The 12,377-nt window shown below is 64.6% G+C and carries 11 protein-coding genes and 2 pseudogenes; 7 read left to right on the forward strand and 6 right to left on the reverse strand.

The genetic code is table 11. The features are described from left to right. Positions 1 to 8 precede the first annotated feature (8 nt). The 3 genes from CJ179_RS52245 (at position 9) to CJ179_RS33575 (ending at position 1,829) form a co-directional block, all read left to right on the forward strand. Positions 9 to 401 (forward strand): hypothetical protein, encoded by a 393-nt coding sequence (locus CJ179_RS52245; RefSeq protein ID WP_095864270.1) that lies wholly within the window; start codon positions 9 to 11, stop codon positions 399 to 401. An 11-nt stretch (positions 402 to 412) separates the two neighbouring features. Continuing rightward, complete coding sequence (locus CJ179_RS33570; RefSeq protein WP_371851618.1) at positions 413 to 790, forward strand: hypothetical protein; 378 nt, start codon at positions 413 to 415, stop codon at positions 788 to 790. A 358-nt stretch (positions 791 to 1,148) separates the two neighbouring features. Then, complete coding sequence (locus CJ179_RS33575) at positions 1,149 to 1,829, forward strand: hypothetical protein (RefSeq protein ID WP_095864271.1); 681 nt, start codon at positions 1,149 to 1,151, stop codon at positions 1,827 to 1,829. A 135-nt stretch (positions 1,830 to 1,964) separates the two neighbouring features. Here CJ179_RS33575 and CJ179_RS33580 read toward each other — a convergent pair. The 3 genes and pseudogenes from CJ179_RS33580 to CJ179_RS33595 all read right to left on the reverse strand — a co-directional run bounded on the left by CJ179_RS33580 (position 1,965) and on the right by CJ179_RS33595 (position 5,576). Continuing rightward, positions 1,965 to 3,605 (reverse strand): annotated as a pseudogene (locus tag CJ179_RS33580) (ABC transporter permease). Next, positions 3,602 to 4,530 (reverse strand): annotated as a pseudogene (locus CJ179_RS33585) (ATP-binding cassette domain-containing protein). Before CJ179_RS33585 ends, CJ179_RS33580 begins: the two co-directional pseudogenes overlap by 4 nt. 611 nt (positions 4,531 to 5,141) lie before the next feature. Then, on the reverse strand, positions 5,142 to 5,576 hold the full coding sequence (locus CJ179_RS33595) for a pyridoxamine 5'-phosphate oxidase family protein (RefSeq protein ID WP_095864272.1): 435 nt from the start codon (positions 5,574 to 5,576) through the stop codon (positions 5,142 to 5,144). Positions 5,577 to 6,178: 602 nt separating this feature from the next. Between CJ179_RS33595 and CJ179_RS33600 the strand changes: the two genes are divergently transcribed. The 4 genes from CJ179_RS33600 to CJ179_RS33615 all read left to right on the forward strand — a co-directional run bounded on the left by CJ179_RS33600 (position 6,179) and on the right by CJ179_RS33615 (position 9,363). Then, the gene (locus CJ179_RS33600; protein ID WP_095864367.1) at positions 6,179 to 6,643 is read left to right on the forward strand and encodes a pyridoxamine 5'-phosphate oxidase family protein; all 465 of its coding nucleotides are present in this window, start codon (positions 6,179 to 6,181) and stop codon (positions 6,641 to 6,643) included. Between the two features lie 375 nt (positions 6,644 to 7,018). Further along, a complete protein-coding gene (locus CJ179_RS33605; protein ID WP_095864273.1) occupies positions 7,019 to 8,506 on the forward strand; it encodes a DUF4389 domain-containing protein in 1,488 nt (495 codons plus the stop codon). After that, complete coding sequence (locus tag CJ179_RS33610; protein ID WP_095864274.1) at positions 8,503 to 9,045, forward strand: flavodoxin domain-containing protein; 543 nt, start codon at positions 8,503 to 8,505, stop codon at positions 9,043 to 9,045. The genes CJ179_RS33605 and CJ179_RS33610 overlap by 4 nt, the downstream gene beginning before the upstream one ends. Positions 9,046 to 9,120: 75 nt before the next feature. Then, positions 9,121 to 9,363, forward strand: coding sequence for a PLDc N-terminal domain-containing protein (locus tag CJ179_RS33615; RefSeq protein WP_072951268.1), 243 nt, complete (start codon positions 9,121 to 9,123; stop codon positions 9,361 to 9,363). Positions 9,364 to 9,377: 14 nt separating this feature from the next. Here the strand turns inward: CJ179_RS33615 and CJ179_RS33620 are convergent, their stop codons facing one another. From CJ179_RS33620 to CJ179_RS33630, 3 genes are read right to left on the reverse strand one after another with little or no spacing between them, the layout of a single operon-like run. Further along, positions 9,378 to 10,385 carry a TrkA family potassium uptake protein gene (locus CJ179_RS33620; RefSeq protein WP_072951266.1) on the reverse strand — a complete coding sequence of 336 codons (1,008 nt, stop codon included), beginning with the start codon at positions 10,383 to 10,385 and terminating at the stop codon, positions 9,378 to 9,380. Between the two features lie 37 nt (positions 10,386 to 10,422). Next, positions 10,423 to 11,325, reverse strand: coding sequence for a universal stress protein (locus CJ179_RS33625; protein ID WP_095864275.1), 903 nt, complete (start codon positions 11,323 to 11,325; stop codon positions 10,423 to 10,425). A 39-nt stretch (positions 11,326 to 11,364) separates the two neighbouring features. After that, the gene (locus tag CJ179_RS33630; RefSeq protein WP_095864276.1) at positions 11,365 to 12,195 is read right to left on the reverse strand and encodes an SPFH domain-containing protein; all 831 of its coding nucleotides are present in this window, start codon (positions 12,193 to 12,195) and stop codon (positions 11,365 to 11,367) included. Positions 12,196 to 12,377: the final 182 nt, after the last annotated feature.

Genomic DNA, 12,377 nt, shown 5'->3' on the forward strand with positions numbered 1-12,377 from the left:
TCAAGCAGGTGGTCTCCTCGACGCTCTACCGCCTGGACGGAACGGTCGAAACCACACGTGATCCCGCGGTGTGGACGCTCGCGCACCGCGGCTACAGCGGCTGCGGTCGCCTCGATGTCGGGGTCTACCGGACGCAGGCCGACGCGCTGCAGGCGGGTGCCACTCTGGTCGCCGGTCTCGGTTCCCGGGCACTCGGGCTGGTCTTCGACGGCACCGAACAGGCCCGCACCGTCGCGTACCACCGCACCTCGATCGCATCGACCCGGCGTAGGGCCACGAATTGGGCGGCTTGCCGCCCAGTCGGTTCAGGCCCGGGCGTCAACCAGGGGTGTCGACACAACCCGGTGAATCCGCCCTGGCTCCGGCCGTCAGTGCGACCGAGTATGCCGTCAACGTGGTGAGGGCCGTCGCCGTGCCATCGACAGCATCGGGGCACGCCGACATGGGAGCCCTCAACGGCCACGGCAACGCACGCTCCCTCGCCCGGATCCTCTCGACCATTGCGCTCGGCGGTGAGAGCAAGGGTGTCCGCCTACTCAACAGCGCATCGATCGACATGATCTTCGACGAGCAGAACAACGACGTCGACCTTGTCCTCGGTGTGCCGTTTCGGCGGGGCATCGGATACGCACTGCCGCGCCTCGGCACCGTGCCGGGCATCCCGGACGGTCGGATCTGCTTCTGGGGTGGGTGGGGTGGATCGATGACGGAGATGGACCTCGTCCGCCGAATGACGTTCACCTACATGATGAACAAGATGGGGCCAGGCATCATCGTCTACGACTCGTAGTGAGCAGTACCTACGCGCCACGTACGACGCCATCAGCGAGGTAGTCACGGTATGACGCTGGCGCTGGGACGACTGAAGGAGCGCTGTGAACGGCATGCACGCTCAATCGAGGACGCCCTCTCCTGCTGCCCGTGAGCTGTTTCCCGAACTGCTCGACGGCCCCAGTTGAACCTCAAGGCGGTCAGGTTCGGATCCAGTTCGTAAAAGATCTTCATGGACGCAACCCGCGCTTGCCTCAGCAGCACCGATCTTCTGTGCTCGTGTCCCACTCCTGTCGGCTGCGGCCGGGCCGCCGTGAGCACAGCGTCCGTGACTTTGGTCCCTTGTGAGGTGGTGCAGAGCCTCCGATGCTTGTCGTATGGCAGTCGGACGCAAGATCGTCGGTGTCGCCGGGACGGCAGCTGTCGTCTACGTAGCCTGGGTACGCCCTCGGCTCGTGCGCTGGGGCGCGACGGATGAGGAAATCGCTGGACCGTATCCCGGTGCCGATCTGGTTCCCGACGGTGAGAGGGGCGGGGCGATGGCCGTCACGATCGACGCCCCGCCGGATCGGGTCTGGCCGTGGCTCGTCCAGCTGGGCGGGGATCGTGGGGGATGGTACTCCTGGGATCACCTGGACAACGGCGGTCGTCCAAGTGCCCACAGAGTCCACCCCGAGTGGCAGCACATCGCCCTTGGCGACTACGTGAAGTACTGGACACGCCGCCACGGCCCGGTGGACGCGTGGGAGGTTGCAGCGCTTGAACCGAATCGGTTCCTGGGACTGCGCGGGTTGAGCGATCTTCGAGGTCGCAATCTTGATCCCAAGCAGCCACGGCCGTCGGCCTACACGGAAGGACTCTGGGGCTTCCTGTTGAATGAGTTGCCTGGCGGGCGCACACGTCTGGTGATCGGCGGTTATCAAGTCTTCCGCCCTCGATGGCTTGGACGTTTCGTGTTCTACTGGCTCTTTCCCCCGGTTGTCTGGATCATGCAGGCACGGATGTTGGCCGTACTCAAGCGCAACGTCGAACGAGCGGCCCGCGGAAGCACTGGTTAGCCTCCGGTCCGAACGCATCCCCGGTTCGGAGACGCACGAACGCACCGCGGAGCGTGCGCGGTTTCTCTCATCCCAATATAGTTTCCCGACGATGGGGTGTCGGCGTTGCACGAGACCCCGGATCGAGATCCGCCGTCACTTCAGGTCGCGTCGGCGGAAGGCCATCAATCCGACTGTGACCAGCGCGGCCGTGATGACCGCCTCCCAAACCGCCGACGTCGGGTCGAATTGTCCACCAGGCAATTTCGGAAGGTGACTGAACGGTTCCAGGTCGAGGACCCAGGCCGGGAGACCGGCGAGAGAGCCGACCGTGAAGATCAGGATGAACATCACGTAGACGGCCCACGCGGTAGGCGTGAAGCGGGGCAGCAGTCCGAACAGCGCAACGGTTACTCCGGCCGATATCCAGATCGCGGGAAGTTGGACCAGCGCGCCGCCGACTGTCGCGGGGAGCTTGTCCGCGATGTCACCGACGGACGCGCCGTATGTTACTCCGACGGCGATACGGGCGACGACGATGGCGACGGCCGGGCCGAGCATCGCGAACAGCAGGTGGCTCAGTGCCCACTGGACGCGGCTGACAGCTGCTGCGATTACTGGCTCGCCGCGTTGCGCGGTTTCCTCGTAGTGGAGCCGGAGTGTGGCGGAAATCGCGTAGGCCGATGCGGCGATCCCGAGCATGGTGAGTGCGAACGCGACGAAGATGTCTTCCACCGTTGCATCGCCGCCTATGCGGACGAGGAAATCGTTGATCGTCTGGCTGTCGCCGAGTTGGTTGCCGAGTCCGTTGGGGCGCTACCGAACAACAGTCCGTACAGGAGCAGGGCGACGGTCCACGCGAGCAGTGTTCCGCGGTGCATCCGCCAGGCCAGACCGACGGGCCCCGAGAGAGTCGGCCCGGCGGTCTCGGCGCCGGATCGTTCGGCGATGAGACCGCCGCCGATGTCGCGGCGGCGAAGCAGGGTGTAGGCGGTGGTGATCAACACTGTGGTCGCTGCCACATGCAGAAGGAGTACCCACCAGCGCTCCTCGGCGAAGGGGCGCAGCTGCAACGACCACCCTGGCGGCGACACCCACGACAGCGTCCCGGAACCGGCATCACCGACGGCGCGGAGTGCAAAGAACACTCCGAGTGTGCCCAACGCGATGCCGCGGGCCGTTCGCGCCGAGCGGGTCAGCTGCGCGGCGCCGGCGGCTATGCCGGTGAACACGAGACCACTTGCGGCCAGCGCGGCTCCGTAGCCGACCGAGCCCGCCAGTGGCAGGTCGAATATACGTAACACGGCGCCGAACGCGGTTCCCGTCACGATCGACGCGCCGGTGGCGACGACAATGGCGGCCGTCAGTGCGGCGTACCGGCCGACCGAGGTCGAATCGATCAGCTCGGCGCGCCCGGATTCCTCTTCGGCCCGGGTGTGCCGGATCACGGTCAGGATCACCGCGACGGCGATCACGGTGTACAGCGCCCCGGCTTTCCAGGTCGCCACCACGCCGGGACTGGAGTTGAAAATGGGCCCTTTACATAGCGATTTGGGCGTGGCTGGCCGCGGTCGCCGCCGCGAACTTTGCCAGATCGGCGGCCGTTGGGTAGACCGATTCGATGCTGCCGGCATATGTGATCGGCATCAGCACGCCGATGATCAGGGCCCACATCGGAAGCACGTCCCGGTCGCGGCGCAGGCACAGTCGCAGAAGGTGAAGTGTTCCGGTGAAGTCTGCGGTGAGATCCGCGCGCGTCCCAGCATTCGCGGAACTGGTCGCGGACGTGGTGATCATGTCCGTTCCTTCACCCTGTTCGCGATCGGTTCGTCCGGGGTGCCGTCCCCCCGACAATGCCGAAGGAACAACTCCTCCAACGTGGGTGGTGTGCTGACCAGGCTCCGGACGCCCGTGTCCCCGAGTACCCGGATCAGCTGGCCGAGGCCGACGCTATCGACCTGACAGCGCAGAGTGCTGCCGTTGATCGTGATGTCCGCGACTCCGGGTATGCGGTGCAGGTCGCCGGATCGCCGAGTAGCTCGGCGGTGATCGACGTGTGGCTGAGGTGACGCATCGAGTCGACGGCGCCGCTGTCGACTGTCTTGCCGTCGCGGATGATCGTCACCCGATGGCAGAGCGCCTCGACCTCGGAGAGAATGTGGCTCGACAGCAGGATGGTGGCGCCGCGCTCGACGGCTTCGCGGGCGCACTCACGGAAATTTTGCTCCATCAACGGGTCCAGGCCGGAGGTGGGTTCGTCGAGGAGCAGAACCCGGGCGTGTGACGAGCAGAGCCGACACCAGGGCGACCTTCTGCCGGTTCCCCTTGGAGTAGCTGCGCGCCTTCTTCCGCGGGTCCAGGTCGAACCGTTCGATCAACTCGTCGCGGCGGTGTTCATCGAGCCCGCCGCGCAGTCGTGCCAACAGGTCGATTGTTTCGCCACCGGACAGGGACGCCCACAGCGTGACATCGCCCGGCACGTAAGCCACTTCACGGTGCAGCGCGAACCCTCGGACCACGGATCGCGACCGAGCAACCGGGCCTGACCGGCTGTGGCGCGCAGGATCCCGAGAAGTACGCGGATGGTCGTGGACTTTCCGGAGCCGTTGGGCCCGAGGAAGCCGTGGATCTCGCCGGCGTCGACGGTGAGGGCCAGGCCGTCCAAGGCGTGAACATGACCGAAGTGCTTGTGCAGGCCGTGCACTTCTATGATGTGTTGCATGTCCGCCTCCGTCGTGCTCCTCGCAGGTCTGCAACCACTTCCCTGGCCGGTGCGGCTTTCGGACTTTCGGGCGCCGATCTTCGTCAACTGTCGCTGATCCGTCGGCGGATGTACTAGGGCCTTTCGTCTGCGATCCTTCGCTGCCACACCACACGGGTCAGGCGGAGGTAAATGTAAATGATGGAGGTCCCGAATCCGGGACGCGCGGTACATGTGGTTTCCAGCTCGCGGAAGCTGGTAGCCGACACCCCGATGCGCGCCTGGAGTAACGATTCACACTGAGACTGCTGATGCAGCGAAACCACTTTGCAGACCTGCACCCTGCGCTCCACTGCGGTGAGCAGAGAATCCCCACGCCGCCCACCACGGTCTCCGCGCGGCACTTGACGAGAGGGCGGCCCCAGTGACGAGGCTGCTCACCGATCTCGGATCGGGTAACGAGAGGAAACGCCTGGCCCGCTCCCAACACGACTCTCCGGCGCCTCCTACGAAGGTTGCTGGCGCCTCCCATTCCCTTCTTCGCGCTCGCGGCCGCCTACCTGGCACCGCGGTCGTCACTACAGGGTCGGTCGGAATGGCCCGGCGAAGGAAGCCCGAGGCAGCTCGGGCGGTTACCGGTCCGGTCCGTCGCTGAAGACGAGTCGGCGGCCGGTGATTTCGGTGGGCGTGATCTCGACGTAATTGAACTTGGGGGTGGCCAGCCATGACCGCAACGGCAACTCGTCGGCTGCGGCGACCTCGTCGAGCTTCTGAAGCCGCCGCGCGGTGCCGTGGACGATGACGCTCCACCCCGATTTCTCGGCTAGCTCGTCCACCTCGAAGGCGACGTCCCGGTTGATGGTGAGTTCGACGAGCTTGGTTCCCTCCGCGGTTCGGAAGTACACCTTGCGCTGATGGACGACGTAGTTGACGGGAAAGATGTCGACCCGGCCGGTCACGCTCAAGGCGAGCCGCCCCAGCTCTTTCGAGCTGAGCAGTTGCCAGCTCTCCTGCGCGGTCAACTCGGTGATCGGTTGCCCGGCTGCCTCATCCGTGCCATTGCCCATGTCTGATGATGGCATCCGAATGCCGTCATTGTCAGCACGTTGGGCAAGCTGATGCCTCACTGCCGCCGGCGGTAGGGGCGCTCGGTGTCGATCTGCGCTTCCCGCTGTACGCGCAGCGGCGCGGGTCTACCCTTCTCCAGAGGAGTCGATTCAGGTGTCGAATCGGGAGTTCATGATGGCCACAGGTCCGCTCAGGAGGCCTTACCCGACTCGGTATTGCCGCGAGAGTGCCACTCTTCCCCCGATCACCACGACCGACCCAAAGAACCCCGACGAGATGAATCTCGTCACCGCCTTCGCATCGTCATGATCGGCGGACTGATAGCAATGCTGAGCCGAGTCGGCAGTGTCGGGTCTATTTCCTGTCGAGCAGTCCAGCCAGTTGTTCACGATGCACGGCGCGATCATGCTGCTGGTGTATGCGACACCGGTGGTATTCGGATTCGCCAACTATTCCCGCAACTCACGGCTGAGTGTCCGACAGTGGATAGGGCGCTTACCTCGCGCAAAGCCGAACCAGCGACGGGGATTCTCGTGAGGCGGATAGCCGCGATGGAAGATGGACGGCACCAGACTGAATGCAACGACAGGAGGCGAAGACGATGGGAAGCGACGACCCAAGCGCCAAGGAACTTGCCGTCAACGAATGCTGGGCACTGCTCCGTACCGAGAGCGTTGGCCGCCTTGCCGTGTGGGTGGACGACCACCCGGATATTTTCCCTCTCAACTATGCGGTCGATCATGGAACCATCGTGTTCAGGTCCGGGAGAGGCACCAAGGTGTCCGCTGCGCTGTCGGATGCGCCGGTTGCGCTGGAAGTCGACGGCTACGAGGCGCCGGCGCACGAAGCGTGGAGTGTTGTAGTCAAGGGGCGCGCCGAGGGGATCCGTGAGATCGATGAGTTGATGGACACCGTGGATTTGCCGCTCTTTCCATGGCAGAAAGGGGCGAAGAATCTTTTCATCAGACTCGTTCCCACACTGGTGACCGGCCGCCGGTTTCCGGTCGTCGACCCGGCCGTTTGGCGGACTCCCCTCTCGAACGTGCGACGCTCACCCTCGGAATAGGTGTGGATTGCAACACGTCCGCTGACCTCGGGACTAGTCCGTGTAGAAGCAGGACAACGGTCGACGCCAGCGGTATGCCGTGGTACATCCGCCACACCCGGCCTATACCGGCCCGGCGAGAGTCGGCGCGGCGGCTTCGGCCGCTTCGTCCATTATGTGTCGGCCCCTTGGCCGGTGTACTGGGGCCTGGTCTGCGATCCTTCGCAGCCTCAGGATGCACATCAGATCGAGGAAAGGTGGCGGCTTCGTATTCTGGGGCGGCGGGGCAGGTGTGGCTTCCGGTGCACGGGAGGAAGTGACCAATGACCCTGACGTGCGGCTGGAGGCAGGACTCACACTGAGACTTCGGGGACCGCGGACCGGGAGGAATTGCCTGTGCGAACCGGCAGAGTGGCTGTTCTCGTCTTGGGCTGTCTGAGCGCCCTGACCGGATTCGCGCTTCTCACTGCCGCGGTGTTTCTCGGGTGGGCCTACTTCATGCAACGCGACGGTGGGCATTTCACCTCCCCGAGTGCGCGTTACGAGACGAGTGAAAGCGCGCTCGTGTCGGAAAAGGTCGACCTGTTCGCCGGTGCGGACCTGCCCGAAGGCTTCAGTTCCGAGGACCTCGGCCGGGTTCTTCTGCGAGCCACCTCCCGTGATCCCGATCGAGATATTTTCATCGGGATCGGTCCCCGCGATGAGGTCGACAAGTACTTCACCGATGTTGCTCACACCGAGGTGACGGCGGTGCAGTTCGATCCGTTCCGGCCGACCTATCGGCAGATTCCCGGCGCACGGCAGGCAGCATTGCCCGGGGAACAGCCATTTTGGTCGGCTTCTTCATCAGGGCCCGGCATGCAGGAAGTGCGATGGGAGCTACGGCAGGGGGCCTGGACGGCTGTCGTGATGAATGCCGACGCGACCCCAGGGGTGTCCGCCGACATTCAAGCCGGTGCACATCTAGCGTTTCTCGGCCCGCTCGCTCTGGGTGTCTTGATCGGCGCAGTCGCCCTTCTGGTCATCGGAATTCCGTTGATCGTGGCAGGAGCAATCGGCCTGGGCCGGCACGGTCCGCCGCAACCACATCCCGTCGGGGCCGACGACAGGGACGCCGGCGACCCCAGTGACGCACAGGGTCCGTCGACGGTCTATCCCGTTCGTCTCGTGGGTGAACTCGACGCGCCACTGTCGCGATGGATGTGGCTGGCGAAATGGCTCCTGGCGATCCCGCACTTCTTCGTACTCGTCTTCCTCGCTGTCGCGTTCGTCGTCACTACCCTGGTGTCCGGATTCGCGATCCTGTTCACGGCACGGTACCCGCGGGCCTTCTTCGACTTCAATGTCGGTGTTCTCCGGTGGATGTGGCGAGTGCAGTTCTACGCCTACTCGGCGCTGGCCACGGACCGCTACCCACCCTTCACCCTGAAACGTACCGATTATCCGGCGGACTTCGACGTCGACTACCCTGCCCGGCTCTCTCGTGGGTTGGTCGTCGTGAAGTGGTGGTTGTTGGCGCTCCCGCACTACCTGATCCTGGCGTTACTCGCGGGAGGCTGGTTCGGGAGTTGGCGTGCCGGAGTGTCCGTCACCGCCGGTGCGCACTACGGGCAGCCGTGGTTTTTCAGTTCCGTGCTCGGTCTCGTGGTGATTTTCTCGGCGATGTCGCTGCTCGTCACCGGACGGTACCCACACGGTTTGTTCGACTTCGTGATGGGCATCAATCGCTGGGCGTTTCGCGTTGCGGCGTACGCGACACTGATGCGAGACGAGTACCCACCGTTCCGTCTCGATCAGGGACCATTCGAGCCGCATGAGTCCACGGCAGGCGCGGACGGAGACAATTCTGGCGCCGACACCTCCCGAGAAGGGCCCCGCACATGAAGGTATTGGTGGCGTACGCGACCGCGAAGGGCTCGACTCGCGGAATAGCGGAGCGACTCGGGTCGTGTATCGAGGGTTCCGGGCGGGCGGTCGATGTGCGGTCGGCGGCGGATGTGTCTCAGGTGCACTCCTACGACGTGATTGTTCTCGGGAGTGCGATCCATGACGGGCAGTGGCTCGTCGAGGCATCCGACGCTGTCGAGCGGCTGCGGTCCCAGTTGGAGGGAAAGCGTGTTTGGGCGTTTTCGGTGTCGTCGGTGGGGGTCACCAGCACGACCCTGTCGAGACGGTTGGCGCGTTTTCTGCGTCGCGTGACACCGGAGCCTCGGGCGGTGCAGATGCTGCGGGACGCGGCCGATGTGCGGGACCACCGATTCTTTGCCGGGGCGATTGCCCCGGGTGACTGGCCCGGCTTCGGACGGGTCGTCTTTGTGCTCATGGGTGGGCACTACGGCGACGCCCGAGACTGGTCGGACGTGTGCGCATGGGCAGGCATCATCGCCGCCGAATCGACCCGGGATACGGAGCCGCGGTCTTAGATTTGGCGGTCGGCACCGAGGAGGTCCTACTCGTTGCGTTGCCGGGCCGGCGCGAGATGACATCGGAGGAGCAGTATGAGTTCGTCGAAGACGCGCGTGAGGTGGTCGAGCCTGACATCGCTGCAGCGCGCTGCGCTGGTCGTGGCGGCGGCGGTGCAATTGGGGTTGGCCGTGGCTGCCTGGGCAGATCTGGCGACACGTGATCCACGCGACATCAAGGGCAGCAGAACGACATGGGCCGCTGTGATCGCCGTGAACTTCCTCGGACCGATCGCGTACTTTAGGTGGGCTCGCCGCACCCCGGCCGAGTTGCAGTGACGGGAAGGAATTGTTCACGGTGAGTCGACTCCCTCACTCTGTTTGAGCTCGCGGCGAAGCGCCTCGAGCTGCGGCGCGGTTCCCAGCGCAATGAGAATGGTGCCCGGGTCGAGACGCCGCTCCGGCGGGGGATTGGCGACGAACTGCCCCGTCGGTGACCGTAGGGCCATCAGCAGGGAACCGGTGACCGCCGCGAGGGCCGATTCGGCCAGCGTGCGCCCGGCCAGCGGCGAATCAGCTGACACCGCGACCTCCTCGATCCGGTAGTCCAGTGTGTCCTCGTGCATCACGACGTCCAGGAACTCGGCGACATGTGGTTGGAGCGCGAAGGCGCCCATCCGGCGCCCCCCGATGAGTTGCGGGTTGACGACGCGGTTTGCTCCTGCCCGAATCAGCTTGGATGTCGAACCGTCGTTGCGTGCGCGGGCAATGATGATCAGGTCCGGGCTCAGTGCGCGGCTCGACAGTGTGACGTAGACATTGTCGGCGTCGGTGTCGAGCGCCGTGATGAGAGCGTGGGCCCGGCCGATTCCCGCCGCTTCGAGGACGTGGTCGTCGGTGACATCCCCGACCACTGTCGGAACATCGAGTTCGGTGAGGCGCTCCGGATCTCGGTCGACGACGACGACCGGCATCCCGAGCGAGGTCAGGTACTGCACTCCGGCGCGTCCGACCCGGCCGAAACCGCAGACGATCGCGTGTCCGGTCATCCGGCTGATGTGTTTGTCCATTCGTCGACGCTCCATGTGCTGACGTAGATGACCTTCGATGAGTGCTTCGAGGATGACCCCAAAGGTGTACAGCGCCGTACCGGCACCTGCCAGGATGAGAAGGATCGTGAACAACTGGCCCACCGCACTGAGCGGGTGAACTTCACGGAAGCCGACCGTGCTGATGGTGGTGACAGTTTGATACAGCGCATCCAATATCCCGAAGCCCAGGACGACATACCCGAGCGTCCCAGCGACGACGACGAACACGAAGGCACCGAGTGCGCGGCCGATCCTCAGAAGCGGACTCATCGCCGTCTACCCAACCGCTCCGCCGCAGGGGCCTGGCTCACGCCCTCGGATACCGATCGCGCCGGTGTGGACCGACAAAGATGACGGGGCACATCGCGTGCATAAAAACGCCCGTGGCCGTGCGGCCGAGGATTCCGCGGGGTGGATGGGGGGCGCCGCGCCCGACCACCACCAACTCGGCCGACGACGAGTAGCGGACCAACGCCACATCCGCGGGTGTCTCGGTGGTGATCGGGTCCACCACGACATCGGGGAAGCGGGCCTCGTCCGGCTCCAACCATGTATCGAGAAGATCGCGAGCCTCGTTCGAACCCGCGGCGTGCTCGGTTCCCGGTTCCGATGAACCCGGACCGGCTAGGACGCAATGAACAGCACGCAGTAAGGTCCCGCGCCGGTGCGCGTAGCGAAAGGCGTAGTGGAGAACGTCCGGTTCGCACTCCGATCGAACTCCTGTCACGACCGGCCCTCCAGTACGGCGAAATCCTGCCCGGACCACCGCAACGGGGCAGGCTGCGCGTGCGATCAGCGCCGCGGTCGTCACCAGTGATTCGCTGCCGGAGGACGAACCGTTTCGGGCACCGAGGACCAGAAGGTCGGCCGCATCTGCGGCCTCGAGCAGTGTGGTGAAGGACGTTCCTGCCCGCATTTCCATCCTGATCTCGGTGTTCCCGGGACGTGTCGGTGCCGAGGCAGCAACGTGGCGGGCGACGTCTGCGGCCTCGGTGAGGTGCCTGTGCGCGTCCTGGGCGCGTTGGCGCTCGTGCTCCCCGTGGTGCGGCTCGACCTCTCGCTCGTGTTCGGAGGGGTCGTGCACGCAGAGCAGTCGCAGTGGAACACGATGAAGGGCAGCGATTTCTGTTGCCCACGCAGCGGCGTTGAGTGCACCGCGGGAACCGTCGATTCCGACGACGATGTGACGATGATCGGAGGGGCCACTCATTTCGCTGTTCCGTTCTCCGTGATCGGGTTGCGAGCGAACTCATGCCGACATGGCCAAGGGGGTGGGGGCGCAGTCCGTCCACACGGCTTGAGGATCTACTACCGGCGATGCGGCTGTGCTCTCGCGGGAAAGGAACGACCCGAGCTCACCGCTAGCACTCATCAGCGGGGCAGGGAAGACGCCGGTAGTGTCCTTCTCGACGCCTAACTCCGCGGCTGTCTGCAAGTTCCGTAGCTGCCATGCGAGTGGGTGGGCGATCATGGAGTCGGAAGCCGTGCCGAGCGCGGCGGCAGCCTTCGCTTCCCCCTCCGCCGCAATGATCTCTGCTCTCTTCTCCCGCTCCGCCCCCCGGGGCATCGCCCACTTCATGCTGTCGGCAAGCTGAATGTCTTTGAGCTCGACCAGGGTGACCTGAATACCCCACTCGAGGGTGGTCGTGTCGAGAATCTGCCGAATGCTGCCGTTGATGACTGTGGTGCCGGAGAGCGTCTCGTCGACAGAATGCTGTCCGACGACGTAGCGGAGGGTGGTGTGGGTAATCTGATTGATCGCACTTCCGACGTTTCCCATTACGACCACCGACTTCCTCGCGTCGACGACGCGGAGATAGGCCACCGCTGCAATGTCGACGCTGACGTTGTCACGGGTGATGATTCCTCGAGAATGGATGGGCAGCGTCACGATCCGCATGGACATTTTGGACAGTTGATCGACGACCGGGACAATCAGCGTCAGAATGGGCTCGCGCACCCCGATGATCTTGCCGAGCCGGAAATGTACACCGCGCTCGTACTGGTTCACGACACGTATGGACAGGGCGAGCAGGAGCCCGAGTGTGACGACTACGGCAAGGATGATCACGGCAGACATGAGGGCTCCGACGTCGACGAAAGTACATCCTCATCGAAGTCGCCTGGCAGGCATGACAGTAGGGTCGACAGTCACTAGTTGAGGCTGGTCCCCGAAGGTGGCGCGCCCGTGACCGTGGCGCGTCCCGCCCTCCGACCGGAACACCGCACCCAGTGCGGAAAAGGCACTTTGACCCCGTTCCC

The organism is Rhodococcus sp. ACS1 (assembly GCF_002300155.1).
In the GTDB taxonomy this organism is placed as follows: Bacteria; Actinomycetota; Actinomycetes; order Mycobacteriales; family Mycobacteriaceae; genus Rhodococcus_F; species Rhodococcus_F koreensis.